Annotated in this window: 16 protein-coding genes; 11 read left to right on the top strand and 5 right to left on the bottom strand. The window is 62.2% G+C overall.

What is annotated here, in order from left to right; all coding sequences use genetic code 11:
- Nucleotides 1–75: 75 nt before the first annotated feature.
- On the bottom strand, nt 76–1,278 hold the full coding sequence (locus ABE459_RS17165) for a TolC family protein (RefSeq protein ID WP_323832003.1): 1,203 nt from the start codon (nt 1,276–1,278) through the stop codon (nt 76–78).
- Nucleotides 1,279–1,833: 555 nt separating this feature from the next.
- On the opposite strand from ABE459_RS17165, the gene aroQ reads away from it, so the two are divergent.
- Both aroQ and ABE459_RS17155 read left to right on the top strand, forming a co-directional pair.
- A complete protein-coding gene (aroQ, locus tag ABE459_RS17160; RefSeq protein WP_323832001.1) occupies nt 1,834–2,280 on the top strand; it encodes a type II 3-dehydroquinate dehydratase in 447 nt (148 codons plus the stop codon).
- The gene (locus ABE459_RS17155; protein ID WP_323831999.1) at nt 2,277–3,125 is read left to right on the top strand and encodes a shikimate dehydrogenase; all 849 of its coding nucleotides are present in this window, start codon (nt 2,277–2,279) and stop codon (nt 3,123–3,125) included. The genes aroQ and ABE459_RS17155 overlap by 4 nt, the downstream gene beginning before the upstream one ends.
- A gap of 143 nt (nt 3,126–3,268) precedes the next feature.
- Here the strand turns inward: ABE459_RS17155 and ABE459_RS17150 are convergent, their stop codons facing one another.
- Together ABE459_RS17150 and quiC are read right to left on the bottom strand one after the other, a co-directional pair.
- Nucleotides 3,269–3,931: a TetR/AcrR family transcriptional regulator gene (locus ABE459_RS17150; RefSeq protein WP_323831997.1), complete on the bottom strand. Its 663-nt coding sequence runs from the start codon at nt 3,929–3,931 to the stop codon at nt 3,269–3,271.
- A 249-nt stretch (nt 3,932–4,180) separates the two neighbouring features.
- On the bottom strand, nt 4,181–6,088 hold the full coding sequence (gene quiC / locus ABE459_RS17145) for a 3-dehydroshikimate dehydratase QuiC (protein WP_323831996.1): 1,908 nt from the start codon (nt 6,086–6,088) through the stop codon (nt 4,181–4,183).
- A 481-nt stretch (nt 6,089–6,569) separates the two neighbouring features.
- Here quiC and ABE459_RS17140 point away from each other — a divergent pair, with 481 nt between their 5' ends.
- The 9 genes from ABE459_RS17140 (at nt 6,570) to ABE459_RS17100 (ending at nt 21,469) form a co-directional block, all read left to right on the top strand.
- Nucleotides 6,570–7,943 carry an MFS transporter gene (locus tag ABE459_RS17140; RefSeq protein WP_323831994.1) on the top strand — a complete coding sequence of 458 codons (1,374 nt, stop codon included), beginning with the start codon at nt 6,570–6,572 and terminating at the stop codon, nt 7,941–7,943.
- Nucleotides 7,944–8,149: 206 nt separating this feature from the next.
- The gene (locus ABE459_RS17135) at nt 8,150–9,532 is read left to right on the top strand and encodes an aspartate aminotransferase family protein (RefSeq protein WP_125858389.1); all 1,383 of its coding nucleotides are present in this window, start codon (nt 8,150–8,152) and stop codon (nt 9,530–9,532) included.
- A 141-nt stretch (nt 9,533–9,673) separates the two neighbouring features.
- Entirely contained in the window at nt 9,674–11,053 is a 1,380-nt protein-coding gene (locus tag ABE459_RS17130; protein ID WP_125463788.1) for an APC family permease, read from the top strand.
- Nucleotides 11,054–11,363: 310 nt separating this feature from the next.
- Nucleotides 11,364–11,813, top strand: a complete 450-nt coding sequence (gene soxR, locus ABE459_RS17125) for a redox-sensitive transcriptional activator SoxR (RefSeq protein WP_323832033.1) — start codon at nt 11,364–11,366, stop codon at nt 11,811–11,813.
- A gap of 43 nt (nt 11,814–11,856) precedes the next feature.
- Nucleotides 11,857–12,627 (top strand): SDR family NAD(P)-dependent oxidoreductase, encoded by a 771-nt coding sequence (locus tag ABE459_RS17120; protein WP_323831991.1) that lies wholly within the window; start codon nt 11,857–11,859, stop codon nt 12,625–12,627.
- A gap of 420 nt (nt 12,628–13,047) precedes the next feature.
- Nucleotides 13,048–15,111 (top strand): CHAT domain-containing protein, encoded by a 2,064-nt coding sequence (locus tag ABE459_RS17115; RefSeq protein WP_323831989.1) that lies wholly within the window; start codon nt 13,048–13,050, stop codon nt 15,109–15,111.
- Complete coding sequence (locus ABE459_RS17110; RefSeq protein WP_346648113.1) at nt 15,108–18,716, top strand: WD40 repeat domain-containing protein; 3,609 nt, start codon at nt 15,108–15,110, stop codon at nt 18,714–18,716. Before ABE459_RS17115 ends, ABE459_RS17110 begins: the two co-directional genes overlap by 4 nt.
- A gap of 27 nt (nt 18,717–18,743) precedes the next feature.
- On the top strand, nt 18,744–20,057 hold the full coding sequence (locus tag ABE459_RS17105; RefSeq protein ID WP_323831985.1) for a hypothetical protein: 1,314 nt from the start codon (nt 18,744–18,746) through the stop codon (nt 20,055–20,057).
- Nucleotides 20,054–21,469 carry a C25 family cysteine peptidase gene (locus ABE459_RS17100; protein WP_323831983.1) on the top strand — a complete coding sequence of 472 codons (1,416 nt, stop codon included), beginning with the start codon at nt 20,054–20,056 and terminating at the stop codon, nt 21,467–21,469. Before ABE459_RS17105 ends, ABE459_RS17100 begins: the two co-directional genes overlap by 4 nt.
- 129 nt (nt 21,470–21,598) lie before the next feature.
- Here ABE459_RS17100 and ABE459_RS17095 read toward each other — a convergent pair whose 3' ends face one another.
- Both ABE459_RS17095 and ABE459_RS17090 read right to left on the bottom strand, forming a co-directional pair.
- Nucleotides 21,599–22,252 (bottom strand): SMI1/KNR4 family protein, encoded by a 654-nt coding sequence (locus tag ABE459_RS17095; protein ID WP_323831981.1) that lies wholly within the window; start codon nt 22,250–22,252, stop codon nt 21,599–21,601.
- Between the two features lie 55 nt (nt 22,253–22,307).
- Nucleotides 22,308–23,378, bottom strand: a complete 1,071-nt coding sequence (locus tag ABE459_RS17090) for a sigma-54 dependent transcriptional regulator (protein WP_125463786.1) — start codon at nt 23,376–23,378, stop codon at nt 22,308–22,310.
- Between the last annotated feature and the right edge of the window lie 126 nt (nt 23,379–23,504).

The following is a 23,504-nucleotide window of genomic DNA, read 5'->3' as shown; positions in this document are numbered from 1 at the left end:
CCCCGGGGGGGCCCCCCCCCCCCCCCCAGATTTGTTGGGGGGGGGTGGGGGGAGCCCCCCGCGATGGGCTGCGGCTCAGAGCTCGCCGTAGATGCGCTCCACCTGCGCCCGGGCATCGGTGGCCGAGGCCAGCGCCTCGAGGTACAACCCGCGCGCCTCGATCAAGGTGCGTTGGGCATCGAGGACATCGAGGAACGCGAACTTGCCCATTTCGAAGCCGCGGGTCGCGGTGTCCACCGCCTGCTGCGCCGCCGGCAGGATGGTGCGGTCATAGGCCTGCACCTCGCCCATGGCCGTGGCCCACTGGTCGAGGGCACTGCGGGTATCGCTGCGCAGGCGCAACTCCACAGCATTGCGCAGGTCGCGGGCCTGATCGGCGCGGCGCGAAGCGGCCAGCACGTTGCCCTGGTTGCGGTCGAACAGCGGCAGCGGCATCGACAGCCCCACTACATTGACTCGCTCACGGTCCTCGCGGCTGTACTGGCTGCCGACGCTGACGGTCAGGTCGGGGATGCGCTTGGCCTTCTCCGAGCCCAGGCTGGCCTCGCCACGCTCGATCTGCGCCGCGGCCAGGCGCCAGTCGGCGGTTTGCTCGACCTTGCCCAGCAACTGCTCGGCCTGGGGTGCCGGGCCAGGTGACAGGTTGCTGCCGTCGAGGCTGTCGAAGCCGGCCTGGGCGCTGCCGGTCAGCCGCGCCAGGGCCTGCCAGGCCACGCTGCGCTGGGTACGGGCACGGCGCACCGCCGCCTCGGCCTGGGCCAACTGCACCTGGGCGCGGGTCGCCTCGACCGGTGACGACTGGCCGGCCTTGACCCGCCCTTGCACCACCCGCAGCCCACGCTCGGTCAGGGCTTGGGATTGCTGCGCCAGCTCCAGCGCGGTCTGTGCGCGCAGGGCGGCGTGGAAGGCCTGGATCACATCGGCGCGCAGGCCGTTGCGCTGACGCTCCAGTTCCAGTTGGGCGACCGTCTGGCCGGCCTGGGCCACGTCGATGCGCGCACCGCGCTTGCCGCCCAGTTCCAGCGGTTGGCTGAGGGTGACGGTGGTGGTGCTGGTATCGCGGCGGGTGTCCTCGACCTCCCAGGACAGTTCCGGGTTGGGGATCAGCCCAGCCTGGCGGCGCTCGCCCTCGGCAATGCCGATCTCGCGGCTGGCGGCGGCGAGTTCGGGGTTTTCGGCGAAGGCGGCGGCGAGCGCCTGGTCCAGGCTCAGGCTCTGGGCGCTGGCGGGGCCGGCCAGCAACAGGCAGAGCAAGGCGATCTTGCGGGGGATGGGCACGGCTTGGGTCCTCGTCGACGCGCGGCGGAATGCGTTGGCGAGGGACTGTAGGGAGGGCTGGTTATCGGGGCGGTGGCGTGAGGATTACAATTTTGTAATCTCGGTGGGCGCCTGGCCTGGATCGTGTGCGGGCCACCGGGTGCAGGGCGACAGCCTTGCAGCGCTCTCAAGATCGAGCGCCGCCCGCGCGGCGCATCGCTGGCAAGCCAGCTCCCACATCTGTTTCGGGCCAGTTACTCCTGGTCAATCTCCACTGTCCGCCTTGTTGGCATGACGCGGTATCTCGGTGGGCATTACCGGCCCCTCGCAAGACATAAGGCATGCAGCGGTACCTTCACAGGAGTGACTGGCCCGAAACAGATGTGGGAGCTGGCTTGCCAGCGATGCGCCGCGCGGGCGGCGCTCGATCTCATAGGCGCAGCAAAAACCCCGGCGAACCCATGCCAGCCCTCACCCAGTCCGATAATCGCCCATTTTCCAGGCCGACCATTTGACGAAACTAACCGGGTAGTACAAAACTCACGACATCCAAAAACAACAAAGCGATACCCCGCCATGACACCCCGAATCCTCGTGCTCAACGGCCCCAACCTCAACCTGCTGGGCACTCGCGAACCGACCCAGTACGGCCACGAAACCCTCGCCGACCTGGCCAACCTGTGCGCCGCCAGTGCCGCTGAACTGGGCCTGGAGCTGGAATTTCGCCAGACCAACCACGAAGGCGAACTGCTCGACTGGATCCACGCCGCCCGTGGCCGCTGCCACGGCATCCTGATCAACCCCGCCGCCTGGACCCACACCTCGGTCGCCATCCGCGACGCGCTGATCGCCAGCGAGCTGCCGGTGATCGAAGTGCACCTGTCCAACGTGCACAAGCGCGAACCCTTCCGTCACCTGTCGTTCGTCTCCAGCATCGCCGTCGGCGTGATCTGTGGCCTTGGCAGCCAAGGCTACAAAATGGCCCTGGCGTACTTCGCCGAGCACTTCAAGGAGCAGGCATGAGCACTCCAGGCATCCTCGCCGGCCTGATCGGCCGTGGCATCCAGGCCTCGCGCACCCCGGCGCTGCATGAGCACGAAGGCGATGCCCAGGCGTTGCGCTACCTGTACCGGCTGATCGACGCCGACCAACTGGGCGTGGACGACAGCGCCCTGGCGCAACTGCTCGATGCGGCCGAGCGCACCGGCTTCACCGGGCTGAACATCACCTTCCCGTTCAAGCAGGCGATCCTGCCCTTGCTCGACGAACTGTCGGACGAAGCGCGGGGGATCGGCGCGGTGAACACCGTGGTGCTGCGCGGCGGCAAACGGGTCGGCCACAACACCGACTGCCTGGGCTTCGCCGAAGGCCTGCGGCGTGGCCTGCCGGACGTGGCCAGGCGTCAGGTGGTGCAACTGGGCGCCGGCGGTGCGGGCTCGGCGGTGGCCCATGCGCTGCTGGCCGAAGGGGTCGAGCGGCTGGTGCTGTTCGAGGTGGACGCGGCCCGTGGCCAGGCGCTGGTGGACAACCTTACCCAGCACTTCGGTGTCGGCCGCGCAGTGCTCGGCAGCGACTTGGCCGGCGCAGTGGCCGAGGCCGATGGCCTGGTCAACACCACGCCGGTGGGCATGACCAAGCTGCCGGGCATGCCCCTGCCGGCCGCGCTGCTGCATGCCCGGCTGTGGGTGGCGGAGATCATCTATTTCCCGCTGGAAACCGAACTGCTGCGCCATGCCCGGGCCTTGGGCTGCCGCACGCTGGATGGCGGCACCATGGCGGTGTTCCAGGCGGTGAAGGCGTTCGAGCTGTTCAGCGGGCGCACGGCCGATGCCGAGCGCATGCAGGCGCATTTCGCCAGTTTTGATTGAGGAAGACGCCGCACCTGTAGGAGCGGCCTTGTGTCGCGAAAGGGCCGCAGAGCGGCCCCAGGGTTTCAGCGGTAACGCACAAGTTGCTGGGGCTGCTCTGCAGCCCTTTCGCGGCACAAGGCCGCTCCTACAGAGGCCGTGGTTCAAGCCTTGATGTAACGCATCACCGCCTCGCAGATCACCTGCTTGTGGCGCTGCTTGATCTGCTCGTCCGACAGGTCGATCTGGAAGATATCGCCAAAGGTATGGCGGTTGGACACCCGGTAGAAGCAGAACGAACTCATCAGCATGTGCAGGTCGATCACCTCGATCCCCGGGCGGAACACGCCTTCGCGCTCGCCACGGGCGAGGATCTTGCCCAGTGCATCGAGCACCATGCTGCTCATCTCGCGGATCACCGGCGACTGCTTGACGTACTCGCCGTAGTGAATGTTCTCGGTGCAGACGATACGCACGAAATCGACGTTGTTGGCATGGTGGTCGAAGGTGAACTCCACCAGGCGCTGGATCGCCTGCTCAGGGGCCAGCGATTCGAGGTCGAGGCTGTGCTCGGTCTTGCGGATATCGCCGTAGAGCTTGACCAGGCACTCGACGTACAGCTGCTCCTTGCTGCCGAAGTAGTAGTAGATCATGCGCTTGGAGGTGGCGGTGCGCTCGGCGATGGCGTCCACCCGCGCGCCGGCCAGGCCCTGCTGGACGAACTCGGTGATGGCGGCCTGGAGAATGTTCTCGCGGGTCTTCTCCGGGTTGTTCTTGCGGGTTTTGCGCACCCCTTCGGCTTCTGGCTGGACTACCGAATCACTCATACCGACTCACAGGCTCATTGTAGGAATCCGCAGGATTATCCGTGAGCCGGGCGGCGCAGGGAAGCGCGCTGTTGGTCGGGTGGTCAGGTTTGGCTGCTTAGGCCTCACCGCAGTGTAGGAGCGGCCTTGTGTCGCGAAAGGGGCGCGAAGCGGCCCCAGGATATCGGAGTACCACTAGATTGCTGGGGCTGCTGCGCAGCCCTTTCGCGACACAAAGCCGGTCCTACAATGCGCGATGAGGGCTCTGGATCACAGCACCGGCTTACGCCCTGCCCCGCTACGCGCCTTGGCCATCGCGGCCAGGCGCACCGCCACGTTGGCCGCGCCGTATCCGGCATAGCCACCCTTGCGCTGCAAGACCTCGAAGAAGAACCGCCCTTCGAACGGCTCGGTGTACACGTGGAACAGCTCGCCGCCCTGGGCATCGCGGTCGTACAGCACGTTGTAGTAGGCCAGCTCACTCAAGAACTCATCGTCGAAATCGAAGCGCGCCGCCAGGTCGTCGTAGTAGTTCAGCGGGATCTCCAGCAACGGCACCCCAGCCTCCTTGGCCCGTGCCACTTCGCGGAAGATGTCGTCGCAGTCGAAGGCGATATGGTGCACGCCCGAGCCGCGATAGCTGTTCAGCGCATGGGCAATGGCGGTATTGCGGTTCTCGGAGATGTTCAGCGGCACGCGCAAGGTGCCGCAGTGGCTGCGCAGAGCGCGGCTCTTGACCAGGCCGTAGGGGTCGGGCAACACCACCTCGTCGTCGGCGGTGAAATCGAACACGCTCTTGTAGAACAGCACCCAGCTGTCCAGCGCCTCGGCGGGCAGCGCCAAGGCCATATGGTCGATGCGCTGCAAGCCGCCACTGGCGCTGGCGCCCTGCTCCAGGCGGAAGTCGGTGTCGTAGATGCTCTGGCCTGCGCCTTCGGGCTCGACCAGGTACAGCAGGCTGCCATCAGGCGCGCGCACGGCAGGGATCTCCCGCTCGTTGGGGCCGACCAGGCCACGGAACGGCTGGCCGCGGTAGGCGGTGGCGCGGTGCAGCGCCGCCGGACCATCCTTCACCCGCAACGCGGTGGCGCACAGCGACGGGCCGTGGGCCTCGAAGAAATTGTGGGCAAACGAATAGGGTTCGGCGTTGAGCACGATGTTGATATCGCCCTGGCGCAGCAGGCGCACGGCCTTGCTGCGGTGTGCGCCGGCCTCGGCGAAGCCCAGGCGCTTGAGCCACACGCCCAGGCGCGCGCCGACCGCCTCGTCGACCGCGAACTCAAGGAACTCCACGCCGTCGTAGGCGCTGGCGGCAGGCGGCGCAAACAGCACGCCCGGCTCCACGGCCCGCGCCTCGCGCTCCAGCTGCAGGCGAGTCTTCTCTTCCAGGTACAAAAGCGAGCGCAGGCCATCGGCGGCATTCTGCCGAGGGGGCGCGGCGCGGAAGCCGTCGTTGAACACCTCCAGCGACAACGGCCCGCGGTAGCCCGTGGCCAGGATCGGCGCAAGGAAACCGGCCAGGTCCATCTCGCCCTGCCCCGGGAAGCAGCGGAAATGCCGGCTCCACTCCAGCACATCCATGGCCAGGATCGGCGCATCGGCCATCTGCACGAAGAAGATCTTGTCGCCCGGGATATCGCGGATGGCGCTCGGGTCGCCCTTGAGCGACAGGGTATGGAAACTGTCGAGGATCACCCCCAGTGCCGCGTGGTCAGCCTGACGCACCAGGTTCCACACCTGCTGGTAGGTGTTGACGTGGCGGCCCCAGGCCAACGCCTCGTAGCCGATGCGCAGGCCACGACGGCCTGCGTGCTCGGCGAGCAGGCGCAGGTCGTCCACCAGCAGTTGCTCATCGCCCAGGGCATCGGGCTGCACGTTGCTGCACACCAGCACCAGGTCGGTGCCCAGCTCCTGCATCAGGTCGAACTTGCGCTCGGCGCGGTCGAGGTTCTTGTGCAGGCGCTCGCGCCGGCAACCCTCGAAATCGCGAAACGGCTGGAACAGGGTGATGGCCAGCCCCAGATCGGCGCACATCTGGCGGATCTCGCGGGGGCTGCCGGCGTAATACAGCAGGTCGTTTTCGAAGATCTCGACGCCGTCGAAGCCCGCGGCGGCGATGGCTTCGAGTTTCTCTGGCAGGGTGCCGCTGAGGGACACGGTGGCGATCGAACGCAGCATGGCGGGTGTTCCTTGTTATTGGGGGTGTGCAATGAACTCATCGCGGGGCAAGTCGCATCGGCGCACCGCCGCTCCCACGACTGGCAACTGTGGGAGCGGGCTTGCCCCGCGATCAGCTGGCACGATCGATTATTCGCAGGTAAAGTCGCCCCGGCAATGCACTTTGTACGAAACAGTTAGTTTTTGTTCGATTACCGAACAAAACCCGTTTCGACGAATTGATTCACCCCGCCCCGTGAACAACCATGAACACCAGTCGCAGGCCCGTCGGCCTTTCTTGCTGCCACGCCGGTCGTTCGGCGGAACCTGCGCTGTACAGCCCAACGTCACCACATAATAAGTTCAATAAAACGGGTACCGACCTATGCACAGCTTCCTCGCCCTGCGACCCGCATCGCCTCGTTCGTCTTCTCCCCATAGCCCCGTTGCCGTGCCCCGCGCGCGCTGACCACCGGCCCCTGACAAGAACAACGGAGACAACATGGCCCACTCAAGTTCCCAAGCCAAGAAAGCCACCGCCAGCGGATGGATCGGCTCTGCCCTCGAGTACTACGACTTCTTCATCTATGCCCAGGCCGCGGCGCTGATCTTCCCGCAGATCTTCTTCCCCAACACCGACCCGAAGATGGCCATCATCGCCTCGCTGGCCACCTATGGCGTGGGTTACCTGGCACGCCCGGTGGGTGCCTTCGTGCTCGGCCACTGGGGCGATACCCGTGGGCGCAAGAACGTGCTGCTGCTGTGCATGTTCCTGATGGGCCTGTCGACCATGGCCGTGGGCCTGCTGCCCACCTACCACGACATCGGCCTGCTCGCCCCGGCGCTGCTGGTGGTGCTGCGCCTGGTGCAGGGCTTCGCCGTGGCCGGCGAGATCTCCGGGGCCAGTTCGATGATCATGGAGCACGCCCCCTTCGGCCGCCGCGGCTACTACGCAAGCTTTACCCTGCAGGGTGTGCAGGCCGGCCAGGTGATGGCGGCGGCGGTGTTCCTGCCGCTGGCCTACTTCATGCCCAGCGAAGCGTTCAACGAGTGGGGCTGGCGCATTCCGTTCCTGATGAGCGCCGTGGTGCTGATCGCCGGTTACATCATCCGCAAAGAAGTGCATGAGACCCCGGCCTTCGTCCAGGAAGAAAAACAGGACAAGGTGGCCAAGTCGCCGATCAGCGAAGCCTTCCGCCACAGCTGGAAGCACATGGTGCTGGTGATGTTCATGGCCCTGATGAACGTGATCCCGGTGGTCGCCACCATCTTCGGCGCGGCCTACGCGGTGCAGCCGGCCTACGGCATCGGCTTCGACAAGAGCGTGTACCTGTGGATCCCGGTGGTGGGCAACATCGTCGCGGTGCTGGTGATCCCCTTCGTCGGCAACCTTTCCGACAAGATCGGCCGCCGCCCGACCATGATCGCCGGTTGCCTGGGGTCGGGCCTGCTGGCCTTCGTCTACCTGTACGCGATCAGCATCCAGAACGTGCCGCTGGCGTTCGTCGCCTCGATCGTCATGTGGGGCATGGTCTACCAGGGCTACAACGCGGTGTTCCCAAGCTTCTACCCAGAGCTGTTCCAGACCCGCTACCGAGTTTCGGCCATGGCCATCGCGCAGAACATCGGCACCATGCTCACCGCCATGCTGCCGGCCCTGTTCGCCATGGTGGCGCCACCGGGTTCGGACAACATCCCAATGGTGGTCGGTGGCCTGGCGTTCTTCATCACCTGCGTGTGCGCCTTTGCCGCGTACCTCGCGCCGGAGACGCACCGCCTGGCCATGGAAGACCTGGGCAACCCGCAGGCCCAACCCATGGCGCGCGAAGCCTATGAGGCCAGCCGCAAGGGTAGTTTGAAGGCCTTCACTCACTAAAAACCAAGGGCCGCTCAGCGGCCCTTTTGCTATCTGGCACATGCCTTTTGGAAGACGCGCCACTCACCAAAACGGGTGATTTCGGCGATTGCGCGGGTGTGGGAGCATTTCTCCAACCCCAGGGCCCAGGACCGGCGCCCGTTCAAGCAGAGGACCTGCCCCCGCTTGCATCCCCCTTGCGCGACTTCCAAGAAAGAGAAAAAGCCATGAATGCTCCCTTCGCACCGCAACGCCAGACCCAGGACTACCAACAAGCCGACGCCGCCCACCACATCCATGCGTTCCTGGATCAGAAGGCCCTGAACGCCGAAGGGCCGCGGGTGATGGTGCGCGGTGAGCGCCTGAACCTGTGGGACAACGACGGCAACCGCTACCTCGATGGCATGTCTGGCCTGTGGTGCACCCAGCTCGGCTATGGCCGCCGCGACCTGACCGCCGCCGCCGCCGCGCAGATGGACCAGCTGGCCTACTACAACATGTTCTTCCACACCACCCACCCGGCGGTGATCGAGCTGTCCGAGCTGCTGTTCAGCCTGCTGCCGGGCCACTACAGCCATGCCATCTACACCAACTCCGGCTCCGAGGCCAACGAGGTGCTGATCCGCACCGTGCGCCGATACTGGCAGGTCGTCGGCCAGCCACAGAAAAAGATCATGATCGGCCGCTGGAACGGCTACCACGGCTCGACCCTGGCGGCCACCGCCCTGGGCGGCATGAAGTTCATGCACGAGATGGGCGGGCTGATCCCCGACATCGCCCACATCGACGAGCCCTACTGGTACGCCGCCGGCGGCGAGCTGACCCCGGCCGAGTTCGGCAAGCGCTGCGCCCTGCAACTGGAAGAGAAGATTCTCGAACTGGGCGCCGAGAACGTCGCCGGCTTCATCGCCGAGCCGTTCCAGGGCGCTGGCGGCATGATCTTCCCGCCCGAGAGCTACTGGCCGGAAATCCAGCGCATCTGCCGCCAGTACGACGTGCTGCTGTGCGCCGACGAAGTCATCGGCGGCTTCGGCCGCACCGGCGAATGGTTCGCCCACGAATACTTCGGCTTCCAGCCCGACACCCTGTCCATCGCCAAGGGCCTGACCAGCGGTTACGTGCCCATGGGCGGCCTGGTGCTGAGCAAGCGCATCGCCGAGGCCCTGGTGGAGCGCGGCGGCGTGTTCGCCCACGGCCTGACCTACTCCGGCCACCCGGTGGCCGCTGCGGTGGCGGTGGCCAACCTCAAGGCCCTGCGCGACGAAAACATCGTCGCCACGGTGAAGGACGACACCGGCCCCTACCTGCAGCAGTTGCTGCGCGAAACCTTCAGCGATCACCCGCTGATCGGTGACATCCAGGGCACCGGCCTGCTGGGCGCCCTGCAGTTCGCCGAAGACAAGGCCAGCCGCAAGCGCTTCGCCAACGAGAACGACCTGGCCTGGCAGTGCCGCACCTTCGGTTTCGAAGAAGGCGTGATCATCCGCTCCACCCTTGGCCGCATGATCATGGCCCCGGCCCTGATCGCCACCCGCAGCGAACTCGACGAGCTGGTGGAAAAGACCCGCATCGCCGTCGACCGCACCGCACGCTTGGTCGGCAAGCTCTGACCTGAAGCCGCCGCCCACCCCTGCCAGGGTGGGCGGCTTGCGTGCACGGCCCCGGCCGCCCCCGCCCCAAGTGAAGCTCTCCAGACGGTGCGCGCCCCGCGTGTACCGCGGCGTCCTGTCGTCAATTTCCAGGAGTTCGCAATGCATACAACAACAAATACAGCCGATGCTCACGCCCATCCGTCCCCATCGCAGGCCAGCGCAAGCGGCCGCTTCCGGCAAACCATGGGCCTTACCGCGCTGGTGCTGTTCGGCCTGGCGTACATGGTGCCGCTGGCGGTGTTCACCACCTACGGCCTGGTCACCCAGATGACCAAGGGCCACTTGCCCACCGCCTACCTGCTGACCCTCGCCGCCATGCTGCTGACCGCCTACAGCTACGGCCGCATGGTCCAGGCCCACCCGTTCTCAGGCTCGGTGTACACCTACACCCGCAAGGCCTTCGGCAGCTACTTCGGCTTCATGGCCGGCTGGACCTTGCTGCTCGACTACATCTTCCTACCGTTGCTCAGCTACCTGCTGATCGGCATCTACATGGCCGAATACTTCCCCGCCGTGCACGCCTGGGTGTGGGTGCTCGGCTCCATCGCCCTGGTGACCTTCCTCAACCTGATCGGCATCGAATCCATCACCCGGGTCAACTGCGTGCTGGTGGTGGCGCAACTGGTGTTCATCGTGGTCTTCGTCGGCTTGTCGATCCATAACATGGGCGCCCAGGCCGAGCCGGTTTCGCTGCTCAAGCCGTTCCATCACGAAGGCTTCAACATGCCGCTGATCATGACCGGCGCGGCGGTGCTGTGCCTGTCGTTCCTGGGCTTCGACGCGGTGTCGACCATGGCCGAGGAAACCGCCAACCCCAAGTTCCGCATCCCCCTGGCGATCATGGCGGTGACCCTGTTCGGCGGCCTGCTGTTCTTGATCGTGTCGTGGTGTGCGCAGATGGTGTTCCCCGAGTGGGCCATCTTCAAAGACCCGGACTCCGCCTCGCTGGACGTGATGCGCCGCGTCGGCGGCGAGCTGATGGTCACCGCCTTCACCGCCACTTACGTCGCCGGCTGCTTCGCCTCGGCGATGGTGTCCCAGGCCAGTGTGTCGCGGGTGCTGTTTGCCATGGGCCGCGACGGCGCACTGCCGAAGGTGTTCGGCCGCCTGGTGACCAAAAAGCGCGTGCCCGCCACCGCGATCATGCTGGTCAGCCTGCTGTCGCTGATTGCCCTGTTCATCACCCTCGACACCGTCGCCAACATGATCAGCTTCGGCGCGCTGTTCGCCTTCTCGGCGGTGAACCTGGCGGTGGTCAAGCATTACCTGGTGGACCAGAAACTGCGCGGGGGCCGCAACTGGCTGCTGTATGGCGCGATTCCGGCGCTGGGCTTTTTGACCACCATCTGGTTGTGGACCAGCCTATCGAGCATGTCGTTCATGATCGGCTTGAGCTGGATGGCGTTGGGGTTCCTGTGTCTGCTGGGGATTACCAAGGCGTTTCGGGTCAAGTTGCCGGCGTTGCAGATGGCGGAGTGAGGGGTTGAGTGAGGGAAAACAGAGAGGAGCACATTTGTGCTCCTTTTTTGTTTTATGGCAGTAAGCGTCGATGCTTCAAGCTTCGAGTAGCCATCTGATCGAGCAACACCGCCAGAATCGACTATCAACTTACGATCCCGAGCGCGCTGCTTATGCCAATAGCTACGGTGGGTGTGTGCACCGGCCAGCGCACCATGGCTGCGATCCTCCGGAGAAACGATTGCGGGAAAGATCGGCCCGGATTATAAAAGCTCAACTTAACTTGAGACCAACAGCCGTGGCAGCGAAAAAAACCACCGACGGCACACGGATGCTTAGCGTGGGTGAAGTCACCCGACGCAGCGGCGTGCCGGTGTCCACGCTGCACTTCTACGAGGCCAAGGGTCTGATCGCCAGCACCCGCACGGCGGGCAACCAACGGCGCTTCCCGGCACTGGTGCTGCGCACCATCGCCATCATCAAGGTGGCCCAGCGCACGGGCATTCCTCTTGAGGAAATCAAGCGTGCCCTGGGCCGCTACCCTCCCAACAGCAAGCTCACCGCCGCCCAGTGGGGGGAGATGTCATCGGCCTGGCGAGAGGACCTGAACGCGCGTATTCGCACGCTGGAAGCCCTGCGCGACAGCCTCGACAATTGCATTGGTTGCGGTTGCCTGTCGCTGGAGGATTGTCCATTGCGCAACCCGGGGGATGTGCTGGGTCAGGAAGGAGCCGGCCCCAGGATCCTCGAGAACGGCAGCCGCTCAACCAGCGAGCCTTGAAAGCGAGGGCGACTCAATCGCCCACACGTAGCCGGAGGTTGCTGTGAGTCTGATCACCGATCCCCTCGGATCAGCCAACGCCCTGGTCTGCGGCGCCAGCCAGGGCATCGGCCTGGCGCTATGCATGCAGTTGCTGGCTCGAAATGACGTCGTGCAAGTCTTTGCCGTTTCGCGCCAGGCAAACCGATCACCAGAACTGGCAGCCCTGGCCCAGCAACACGGCCAACGCCTGGCCCGCATCGACTGTGACGCCCGTGACGAACACGCGCTGGAAAACCTGGCACGGCAAGTGAGCACCACCTGCCAGCACCTGCACCTGGTGCTCTGCACCCTGGGCATACTGCACGACGCACCGGCACGGGCAGAGAAGTCGCTGGCACAACTGGACCTCACCAGCCTGCTGGCCAGTTTCGCCACCAACACCTTCGCCCCGATCCTGCTGCTCAAGCACCTGCTGCCGTTGCTGCGCCACCAGCCCGCCACCTTCGCCGCACTGTCGGCTCGGGTCGGGTCGATCGGTGACAACCGCCTGGGCGGCTGGTACAGCTACCGGGCCAGCAAGGCAGCGCTCAACCAGTTGCTGCGAACCGCCAGTATCGAGCTCAAGCGACTGAACCCGGCGTCGACGGTGCTGGCCATTCACCCCGGGACGACCGATACCCAGCTGTCACAACCGTTCCAGGCCAACGTGGCACCGGGCAAGCTGTTCGAGCCGGCCTTTGCTGCGCAGTGCATCCTGCGGCTGGTGGCCAGTCACGGGCCTGAGGACAGTGGGACGTTCTGGGCTTGGGATGGAAAGCTGGTTGACTGGTGAAACCTGTTTGGTCGCCTGGCAACAAAGAAACGCCTCCCCCCGCGCGATCATGCTGGTCAGCCAGCTGTCGCTGATCGCGGAATGACTATTGGCGTCGATGAGAAAATGAAGTAGTCCGCACGCCCTTAGACTTCATGACAAGTACGCGTGGCGGATTTCGCAACTTCAAACCTGAGGCGCTGAATGGCAATGGACAGCCATTCACAATGAAGCTAAACCAATTGTGAGCAGCAATGGATCCAACATCATGATCATCACCCGATTGAAAGATCCCGACCTGCCCAGGACTATCCGCAGTTTGGATTGACACCAAGCTCAGTCCGACCACCCGTCGAGCCTTGCCAACAACGTCGTATGTGCAGGCAGAGTTGTCTCGTGCGTCATGTCTGACAACCTTGACCGTTGCAACGGGTGAGTATCATGCGGAGCTATTCCGAACTTGAGGTCGTGATTCTTCAGGATGGAAGCCACAAATACCAGGTCAATGCCCGAAGACGCTTTAAGGAAGGCGACAGTATCACGCCCACCGCGCCCCTCGAGTTGAATATAGACAACCCTCAGCTGTTCAGCGGTGACCCAGTACTTGCGGGCCAGACACTTTCAACCGCATTGTTTTCCAATAACGATGTTCGCGATGCGTTCATGGCTGCCCAGAATTACGCCAGCCAGGCCGGTGTACCACTGCGGATACGGCTACGTGTCGATCCGAGCACTTCGACCCTGCATAACCTGCCATGGGAAACCTTGGTCCACCCCGCCTACCCGGACCTTCCCTTATTGCGTAATGGCCACTGTTTATTCTCGCGCTACCTATTCACCCGCGAATGCAGGTTGCCGAAGTTGCGCGCCAAACAGGACATCAAGGCATTGCTGGTCATTGCCAACCCTGGCGACCTGTCGCAGGTCTTTGCGCCCATCGACGTAGCCCGCGAACTGGACATTGCCCAGAAGGCGCTGCATCCAGTACGCGCGATCACCCTCGCCGAGCATGGCCGCAGCACATTGCAGGCGGTGATGGAACAGCTACAGGAAGGTATCGATGTGCTCTACCTGATGTGCCACGGCATGATGGGGCCAAAAGGCCCGGCGCTCTGGCTGGAGAATGCGCAGGGCAGCGCTGACCTGGTGACCGGGGAAGATTTTGCCTCGCGTATCGCCTCACTTGATCGACCGCCCAGCCTGGTTGTGCTGTGCTCATGCCAAAGTGCGTCCGCAGGCGCACCTGCCCGTGATGCGCTGACCGCCATTGGTCCAATGCTGGCAAATGAAGGTGTGCCTGCCATATTGGCGATGCAAGGCAAGTTCTCCATGGCAACAGCTGGCATCTTCATGCCCATATTCTTCAAGGAGCTTGCCGAGCATGGCGAGGTAGACCGAGCGGCTGCCAGTGCCAGGTCTCATGTGATGAACAGCCCAGACTGGTGGATGCCAGTCATCTTCACCCGTCTTGACAGTGCACGTATCTGGTACCCGCCCGGGTTTGGTGACGATGACAATGCGCTAGACCCCTGGGACTCCATCGTCGACAACCTGAACCAAAGCGAATGTACCCCCATCCTTGGGCCGACGATGCAGGAAACACTGTTCGGTTCACGACGAGAGTTGGCCGCGCTCTGGGGTGAGATGTATCGCTACCCAATGAGCGGGCGAGACATCGAAGGCCTGCCACAAATCGCGCAGTACCTTGCTACTACCAGGCAGGGTCCTTTCCCGACTCGAGAACTGTGCAGGAGTGTCTACAAACGGATACTCGAACGCTTCCCAAATGATGTACCCGATGAGTTGCGCAGCCTGGACGCGCGCGCCATCAAAAACTTGAACCGGCTGATCTCCACCGTAGGACGTAACATAAGAGCGCGCGACCCAAACGACCCTCATGCGGTACTGGCCCACTACCGCCTTCCGCTGTACGTCACTACCGATCCGAGCGACCTGCTCATCGACGCCTTGAGGGAGGCTGGCGCCAGTCCACGAGTGCGTCTATTACGCTGGAACGAAAGTGCAGAGCGGTGCGATGACCAATACGTGATCGACAACCCCGTGCCGGCGCACCAGGTGCCCTCAGCCGAGTATCCAATTGTCGTCAAGCTGTTCGGCGACTTGAGCGAAACCGGTACGCTGGTCATGACGGAAGACCAATTCTTTGATTATTTGAGCAAAGCTACCTCCATGAAGGACGCAGTGCCTCCCTTCGTCCGTTGCCGGCTCAGTTGCAGTGCACTGCTTTTCATTGGCTTCCACGCCGAGTCCTGGGAGTTCCGGGTACTGTTTCGCAGCCTCCTGCAACTGGAGGGCCGTGACTTGCTCACCAACTATGAGCACCTCTCGGTACAGGTGGATCCGAACAGTATTCTCGACCCAGGCAGCGCACGACGCTACATCGAGCAATACCTGAAGGCCAAGACCGAAAAACTGCGCCTTTATTGGGGAGATGTACCGACGTTCATTTGCGAGCTCAGAAATCGTACCCAGAGGCGGCCATGAACAATCCTTATGTAGGACCAGGGCCGTTCGGTAGCCATCAACATCTGTTTGGACGCGATGCCGAGATTGATGAGTTGCAATGGCGGCTGATCGCAGATCGCATCATCGTGCTTTATTCACCGTCCGGCGCAGGCAAGACGTCGTTGCTCATGGCCCAGAACGGTCTGGTGGCGAGGCTGACAGAGCGCTTTCATGTCTTGCCGGTCATGCGTGCGGTCCGTAAGGAGACCACGCATCCCGTCGAGGCCATGTTGTTGCAGCTGGAAGAGTGTGGTTTTGGCCAGAAACTTGCCGAGGATACGCTGTGCACTTACTTCAGCCGCCTCGAAATCCCTCAAGCCCATCCGGCCAAGCGTGCCTTGCTGGTCCTTGACCAGTTTGAGGAAGTCTTTACCAATGGTGCAACTGCCGAGCAGCAGCACACCTTCTTCAATCAACTAGGGGAACTGTTGAACAAGGGCTCGGTATGGTTTATCGCCAGCATGCGGGAAGAATACTTCTCCTGGCTGGATAGTTTTCGCGAGACCATTCCCACACGCCTTACCAATACGTTTCGCCTGACCCAACTGACCCCCGACCAAGCTGTCGAGGCGGTAAAAGGCCCTACCGAGAAGCTCGGCGTCCAGTTTCCAGCCGAGAACGGTGAGGACGCGGCAGTCCACCTTGTGCGCGAATTGAGCAAGATGCGCGTGCGCACTGTCACCGGCGCGCTCGAAGTCCGCTCCACAAATGCGGTGGAGCCGGTGCTGCTCCAAGTCATCTGCTCCGACTTGTGGGACCGCCTTGCCGGCAGCAATCAGGTAGTAAGCAGCATCCACATAAGTGATCTGGCCAACTACAACGCCGAAACCGCATTGCAGGATTACTGCGATAAGGCCCTGGACATGACGGCCCCGCGCGCCCCGAGAGGGAGCCGTCTTCGCGACTGGATCGACAGGAAGCTACTGACTCACAGCGGCCTGCGGGCACCGGCGATGATCGACCCCGCAGACAAGGACTGCCCTACCCTTTCGGAGCTGGCCACGCTGGAAAGCGTTCACCTTATCCGTCGTCAAAGTCGAGAAGACGGCGAATGGTACGAGTTGGCCCATGACCGGCTTGCCAGCCCAATTCGGCGCAGTATTGAAACCTGGCGCTTGAAGAACCTGGAAGTCTGGCAACAGTTGGCGCATGCCTGGCACCTGGGCGGCGAGCAGCCAAGCTACTTCAAGACCCTGCGCGCGCGCAGTACTCGCAACTTCCCCAAAGCTGCGGTAGATGACCAGTTTTCAGATGTCGAGATGCGCTTTCTGCAAGCGTATCGTCAGTATCACTCCGGCAAATGGTTCTCGCATGGGGCTTGGGCATTTGCGTGCATCGTTACGGCCATCGGTGTGTTTATGGGTGTGCAGTGGGTGGTGAGCCAGAACAACCTGGCAGCAGCACGCAAAGCCAACGCGGTACAGGCAGGAGTTTTATCAATTCTGGGTGGCAAACCTGGCGTGGATCTGGGTGCACTTGCAACGGTCGTAGGCGTGCAGTTCCAAGAAAAGGAACCTCGGTATGTCGGGTTGAATTTCAGAACGGTGCTGAGTGACTACCTGAACAAATCGCGTCAGATCGAATCGGTCGAAGCGCTTGGCGACGGAAAATCCCGGGTGGCATTGTTCGAGCCCTCCCGCCTGGTGCTGGCTGAAATAGGAGAAGGTCGGCATAGCGTGGAAGTCCGCGAAGGCATACCCGCCACTCAGGCCTGGAAGCTGGACATCAATGCCCTCGAACAGGCGCACCCCAAGGGGGTTCGCACCCTGGCCCTGCTCGGCAATGACCAATTGGCCACAGGTGACAGCGAAGGGAATATCAAGATCTGGAATCTGGCAAATCGGCAACTGATTGGAGAAGCGAAGGTAAAAGCCGGCGACCCGCACTTATGGCGAATGCAGAGCGCAATTCGTTCCTTGACGGCTGGGGGCGACATTCTCTATGCCGGTTTCGAGAGGGGTGCCATTGGCGCTTGGCAAATCGACCCGGCGAAGCTAAATGCCCCGGTGCCCTTATGGAGTGAGAAGGTACCTTCGCGAGTCTCAGCGCTGGCAACCTTCGATGCAGGCAGTTCCGTCGCCGTAACCGAGATCTCGGCCGATGAACGGGTAGGACTTTTCAGCTACCTCGACGGCAAGCTGGTGAAAGGGTACCTCGAGCCGGTTCCGAAGGAGGGCAACTTCAAAGGTGCGTTCTACAGCGTCGCCGTCAGTGCCGACAGGCAGTTCGTGGCTGCCGGCAATCGTGCAGGACGAATCTTCATCTGGAGCCTGGCCACGCGCAAAATGCTCCTGCGCCTGGATGCCCATGAGCGTGGCGTCGTTCAATTGACTTACCTGGCCGACGGATCACTGCTCTCTGCCAGCCTGGACGGCCAGCTCAAGCGTTGGTCTTTTTCTGACAACGCCCAAGCCTTGCGACGGGTCAGGACAGTGATTCAACTGCCAAGACAATTGGTGAGCATCGCACCTACGGCGGACGGCAAGTCTGCCTTCATCACGACCGAGAAAGGCGATCTGCTTAGCGTCTCGCTTGAGGGCGGAAAGCCCCCTTTCGGCCAGTTGCTGCCCGATACGGATGGCGTTGCCCAAGTGGCCGTTGACGAAGCCGTACCACGCCTGTTCACCGCAAACCAGAACCTCCTCAAGGTCTCCACCATCGCCCCGATTACCGGCGCGCTGGCAACGACCAGCCATGCCGAAGAAGACACTATCGTGTCCCTGGCACGAGCACCATTGGCCAAGACGCTGTTTGTAGCGCAAGCAAGTCAGGTGAAAGTTTTTAGCGATGAACTGGTCGATGCGCAGGTAATGAGCGATTTGCCGCTGAAGAAGTCCGAAAAGATCAAGGCAATCCATGTCAACGCAACAGGTTCTGTGCTTCGCGTAGAAACCGCGCCCAGGAACCTGCTGCTGGCCCTATCACCCGAGCACACCATTATCTGCGAACTCAAAGTCCCTGAAGACTTCCCGCGCAGCATTCGGATTCTGGCATTTCGCCCAAACAGCCAGGATTTCGCTACGGTCAATAACGACAAAGTACGCTTCTGGAGCGTGATCGACAGTGCCGCTGGTTGCCCGCAACTTCAGCCGGCACCCTATACCCTGGTCAAGGAGCGCGGTGATGTTTTGGCACTGACCTTCGACTCGACCGGCAACACGCTCTGGTTCGGCAACTTCGTAGGGCAATTGTACTTCGCCACACTGAACGGCCCCACCGCCCAAGCCAAACCCTATCAAAGTGCCTCAACCGTGGAGCCGGCCGCACTGGCAGTCAGTGAAGAAGGCACCGTGGCCATGGGTGACAGCAATGGCCGCTTGTATGTGTACCAAAAGGACTCGCAGCTGCCGCTGGAGATCGGCCAAGACTTCCATGACACCGGGATCAACAGCCTGACACTGGCCAAGGACGGCCAATGGCTGGTCTCTTCATCAGCCTCCGGTACCGCGATCTGGGACCTGCGGTTACAGACCTGGATAAACAGGGCCTGCGAACTGGCGACGGGCCGTGACTTCAGCGAAGACGAACGCGAAAAATACTTCCAGACCTTGTCCGAGAAGCCAGAGCCCTGCAAGCGACCGTAACGACTATGCCAATGACGGAGGTCGATCATGCCCTACCGCACTATTCCCGACACCGACGTGAGCTATTTCATGCTGGCGGTTGACGAGCGTGGGATTGAAAACGCCCAAGATCCAGACGCAAGCAATGGCTACCTGAGCGACGACCTGCTCGACGCAGCTGCTCAGGCGACTGACGTATTTGTTCGAATCCACGGTTGGCAACAGGGCGCCAGCAAAGCCTTCGGTCAGTTTGACAGTTGGACAAGCGCCTTTGCCGCCAGGCCAACGGATCAGGCGTTGATGCGGGCATGCAGGCCTGGGTTCAAATCATTGCACCTGGGCTTCCACTGGCCCAGCTTGGCCTGGGGTGAAGGCCCTCTGGTCGCTGGCGATAGTTTTGCAGCCGAGCCTGCCTTACCGCTCGAGGGTTGGGTCAATCATTTTGCCGAACAATTGGGCGACTCACCCCAGGTCCGCGTCGCCCTGCGTGCAGTGTTCGAAGCATTGCGCCAGAACGCAAGCATGGAGGTGCTTAGCGACGACGCGCGAACCGCCTACATGGCCTTGAATACAGCCTTGGAACTGGGTGAGGAAGGCCGGCCGGGTGAGGGTTCGGCGGATCGACTTGCCTTCGATCCCGATCGCGCCTTCAACGAGCAAGCCGATCTGCCATTCGCCTTCGATGGGTGGGGTGACCGCCTGCTTTCGCCCTTGCGGCAACTGTCGTTCTGGACAATGAAAAAGCGCGCCAAAACAGTTGGCGAACACGGTCTGAGGCCATTGCTTGCACGTTTACAAGGCGCATCACCCGGCTTGCGTATCCATCTGATGGGGCACAGTTTCGGTTGTATCGTCGCCAGTGCGGCAATTGCGGGTTCGGACGGCGCAGCCCCCCTGCTCAGACCGATCGATTCCTGCGTTCTGCTACAAGGGGCGCTCTCTCTATGGTCGTATGCTGCGTCAGTGAACTATCAGAACGGCACGCCTGGTTATTTCGAAAATATCCTGAGCCAACATAAGGTTAAGGGCCCTCTGGTTGCCACTCGCTCCAAACATGACTATGCGGTAGGACGGATATACCCATGGGCGGCTGGCGTCGCCGGTCAGGACGCTTTCCCCTCGCTACCTCGATACGGCGCAATTGGCGCCTTTGGTATCTGCGGCACAGACAACACCGAGAACCTTTCCATGAAAGCTGCCGATGAGCCTTACGCGATGCTCCCCGGCAAGGTTTACAACGTTGACGGCAGCCACTTCATCAACAAGATCGACGGCATTTCGGGCGCCCACAGCGATATCGCCGGCCCCGAGGTTGCCCATCTGATCTGGCAGGCCGCACTGCCAAAGGAAGATCCGATATGAACGAAACTTTTGATGGTCCCTACGCATTTGGCATCCATGCATCAACCGGGCTTCCGCTGACTGCAGAGATCAATGGCAGCGTTGCAGCACAGCTCCAACAGGAGTCCATGATCAGCGACTGCGTCGGCGGCCCCGTACCTGCAACGAATACCTTTGCAGTCCCATATGGCTACGATATGGACAATCTTGCCGATGTGGGATGGGGACTTGTATTCGAAAGCGCCGTCGACCCCGCGCCTTACATCGAAGCGTTGGGGGGGCTGCTCACGCTCAGGCAGCAACAGGCTGATAAGCGCTTTCGTATCTTCTCGGGCATCGATGGCTACCGTAAAGGCGAGAGTGCCAGCAAATGGTTGAACCGCCACGGCGCGACGCTCAACTTGATCGACCCGGCAAACGATGTCCCGTACTACCTGACCTTGGTCGGGCCACCTGACGGTATCCCGTTTGATTTCCAATACTCCCTGGATATCGTTGCTGGCGTTGGCCGCCTGGATTTCAACTCCCTGGATGAGTATCGAAATTATGCCTTGAGCGTCGTGAACTTCGAGCAAGATCATTGGCGATTTACGCGCAGGGAAGTCGACCTGTTCGCCACCTGCCATGACTTCGACCGTGCCACGCAGTTGTTCAACCAGTGTGTCGCCATCCCCTTGAGCGAAGGTGATGACAAACGTGAACCACTGGGGAGACGATTCGGTTTCAGCATCAACGCGTTCCTACAGGATCAGTCGACCAAGGCAACCCTGAGCCGACTGATGACAGCCATGGAGCGACCCGCCTCGATACTGTTCACCGGAACCCATGGCATGGCGTTCAACGCCGACGATGTCCGCCAGGCCTCAACCCAGGGAGCCCTGGTGTGCCAAGATTGGCCCGGCTACGGCAGCATTTCCAGTGACCACTGGTTCGCCGCGAGCGATGTTCCCGACAATGCCAACATTCACGGGCTCATCCACTTCTTTTTTGCCTGCTACGGTGCCGGTACTCCAGAGTTCGACAACTTCAGCATGCACGCTGATGCCCCTGGTCGATTAGCCGAGAAAGCTTTGACAGCTCGACTACCGCAACGCCTGCTGTCGCTTGCGCAAGGCGGCGCCCTGGCTTCAATAGGTCATGTCGACAGAGCCTGGGCATCGAGTTTTCGCGCTACCACAGGGCAAACACAGACGCAGGGTTTCCGTGATGTCATGGGACGTTTGATGGCAGGGCAGCGCATAGGTCAAGCGACAGATACGTTCAATAGTCAGTGGGGGGTTTTAAGCACGGAGTTGATCAGTGCACTTAACGACAAAGCCTATGGAAAGCTCAATGACAACGAGTTGTTGGCACTACGCACCTCTCGCGATGACTTGCGCAATTATGTGGTGCTTGGCGATCCCGCTGTGAAACTCAAGCCGGCCAGTGACTGATCGGCCTTGTGGATGTACGAAAAGCCACCGGCCCACGCTCGATCTTCGAGGCACTACACACCTGTCGCCAGGCGCCTGGGCGTCACACCGCTGCCACCAAGCCACCCCAGGCGTTGAAGGTATCCACGCTCACCCCCCCGGCCGCTGCTCGGCAAACAGAACCTGCACCGAATCCAGAAAGTGATGCAGCTCCGGCACCTTGGTATTCAGGGTCCGCTCCCCGTCATCCTCCTCCGTGATTGCCACATTGCCGGTCTCGAATTGCTCGACCAGCCACTCCACAAAGGCCTCCACAGAGCTGGCCACCACGAATTTCTCTTCTTCATCGCGACCAAAATTGATGACCTGCCCCACGCTGCCGTGCTCTGCAGGGTCCAGGTCCACCCCCAGGTGATTGCCGCCATAGTCGTAGGCAAACGGAATCCAGTAACGGCTGGCATAGAGCGGCTTGATGGCACCCGGTGGTACCGAGTTGCAGAAGTCGCTGGCCGCCGCCATGTCTTCGTCAGACCATTCCTCGACCAGGTCCTTCCACGACGCCCAATGTTTAAGAGCCTCTGCCAAAGGCAGGAAAGTCAGCCCAAAGAACGGCCCAGTGCTCGCCTCGCCTTTTTGCCCGTCATGCCACCGGTAGAGTGCTTTCAAGCTCTCTGGAAAGTCCCGCCCAACCAGCTCTTCGAGCTCGGCCAGCGCGGCCTCCGAGCAGCCTGGCGCCAGGTCTGCATGTACTTCGTCCAGGTTGGTTTCCAACCACGTATCCAGTCGCTCTAATACTGCTTTCATCACAAACCCCCTATGGACGAAGGCTTGAGCATAGAGCAGGACCAGGCACAGCGCCTCACCCCTGGCCGGCCGCCTGGGCTGAAGGCTTCAGCTCGCCGATCAACTCCAGCCGCGCACGCACGATATTGCGGCTGATGTTGAGCAACCGCCCGGTCTGCAACTGGTTGCCGTGGCAATAGCGGTAGGCCGTGCGGAAGATGGTGGCCTCGATGTGCTCGTACAGGTTGTCCAGGTTCTGTTCGTACAGTGCATTGAGCGCTGCCTCCAGGCTCACCTCCAAGGGCGCGGCGTAGCCGGCCGCTGCCGCTGCCGGCAAGTTGGGCCGCAGGTCGGCCAGGTTCAGGTCGCCCGGCTGCACGCGCTGGTGGCGGCACACCAGCAGCGCATGGTGCAGGGCGTTTTCCAGCTCGCGGATATTGCCCGGCCACGGGTGAGTGAGCAGCTTGCGCTCGGCCTCCTCGCTCAGGCACGCACGCTGGTAGCCCAGGCGCTGGCAGTGCTCCTCTAGGAAGAACTCGGCCAGCGGCAGGATGTCCCCTGGCCGCTCGCGTAGCGGCGGCAGGCGGATGGTCGCCACGTGCAGGCGGTAGAACAAGTCTTCGCGAAAGTGCCCGGCCACCACCGCGTCGGCCAGGTTGACGTTGGTCGCGGCCACCAGCCGCACATTGATCGGGATCGGCGTGCGTGACCCCAGGCGCACCACTTCGCGCTCCTGCAACACCCGCAACAGCTTGACCTGCATGCCCAGCGGCAAGTCACCGATCTCATCGAGGAACAAGGTGCCGCCGTTGGCCGCCTCGAACCAGCCAGCCTTGCTGCTGGTGGCGCCGGTAAAGGCGCCCTTCTCGTGGCCGAACAGCTCGCTTTCCACCAGGGTCTCGGGGAAGGCGCCGCAGTTCACCGCCACGAACGGCGCCTGGCTGCGCCGGCTGAGGTGGTGCACATGGCGAGCGACCAGCTCCTTGCCAGTACCGGTTTCGCCAATGATCAACGCATTGGCTTCACTGGGCGCCAGCCGCTCGATGCGGCTAAGCAACTCCTGGGAGCGCGGGTCCTTGAAAACCAGCACGGTGGCGCGTACCGACTTGGTCAGTTCACGGGCGTGTGGGTGGGTCAGCTGGGTCATGATCGTTTCCTTACAACGGCGGCGATGAGCGTGCCATGGCGCATCATGCCCCAAACCCTGTTAGGCCAAATAATTATAAATTCATCTTTACATATTCCTTTTTTCGCATACCCAGCCCACTGCTGC

It is taken from the genome of Pseudomonas sp. TWI923, from assembly GCF_039673365.1.
Taxonomy (GTDB): Bacteria; Pseudomonadota; Gammaproteobacteria; order Pseudomonadales; family Pseudomonadaceae; genus Aquipseudomonas; species Aquipseudomonas sichuanensis.
The sequence above is the reverse complement of the archived record's forward strand: the minus strand, read 5'-3'. Positions and strand labels throughout refer to the sequence as shown.

Bases quoted from the DNA above. Each gene is read 5' to 3' on its own strand.
- aroQ (WP_323832001.1), top strand. From the start codon at position 1,834: ATGACACCCCGAATCCTCGTGCTCAACGGCCCCAACCTCAACCTGCTG.
- ABE459_RS17155 (WP_323831999.1), top strand. From the start codon at position 2,277: ATGAGCACTCCAGGCATCCTCGCCGGCCTGATCGGCCGTGGCATCCAG.
- ABE459_RS17150 (WP_323831997.1), bottom strand. From the start codon at position 3,931: ATGAGTGATTCGGTAGTCCAGCCAGAAGCCGAAGGGGTGCGCAAAACC.
- quiC (WP_323831996.1), bottom strand. From the start codon at position 6,088: ATGCTGCGTTCGATCGCCACCGTGTCCCTCAGCGGCACCCTGCCAGAG.
- ABE459_RS17140 (WP_323831994.1), top strand. From the start codon at position 6,570: ATGGCCCACTCAAGTTCCCAAGCCAAGAAAGCCACCGCCAGCGGATGG.
- ABE459_RS17135 (WP_125858389.1), top strand. From the start codon at position 8,150: ATGAATGCTCCCTTCGCACCGCAACGCCAGACCCAGGACTACCAACAA.
- ABE459_RS17130 (WP_125463788.1), top strand. From the start codon at position 9,674: ATGCATACAACAACAAATACAGCCGATGCTCACGCCCATCCGTCCCCA.
- soxR (WP_323832033.1), top strand. From the start codon at position 11,364: ATGCTTAGCGTGGGTGAAGTCACCCGACGCAGCGGCGTGCCGGTGTCC.
- ABE459_RS17115 (WP_323831989.1), top strand. From the start codon at position 13,048: ATGCGGAGCTATTCCGAACTTGAGGTCGTGATTCTTCAGGATGGAAGC.
- ABE459_RS17110 (WP_346648113.1), top strand. From the start codon at position 15,108: ATGAACAATCCTTATGTAGGACCAGGGCCGTTCGGTAGCCATCAACAT.
- ABE459_RS17105 (WP_323831985.1), top strand. From the start codon at position 18,744: ATGCCCTACCGCACTATTCCCGACACCGACGTGAGCTATTTCATGCTG.
- ABE459_RS17100 (WP_323831983.1), top strand. From the start codon at position 20,054: ATGAACGAAACTTTTGATGGTCCCTACGCATTTGGCATCCATGCATCA.
- ABE459_RS17095 (WP_323831981.1), bottom strand. From the start codon at position 22,252: ATGAAAGCAGTATTAGAGCGACTGGATACGTGGTTGGAAACCAACCTG.
- ABE459_RS17090 (WP_125463786.1), bottom strand. From the start codon at position 23,378: ATGACCCAGCTGACCCACCCACACGCCCGTGAACTGACCAAGTCGGTA.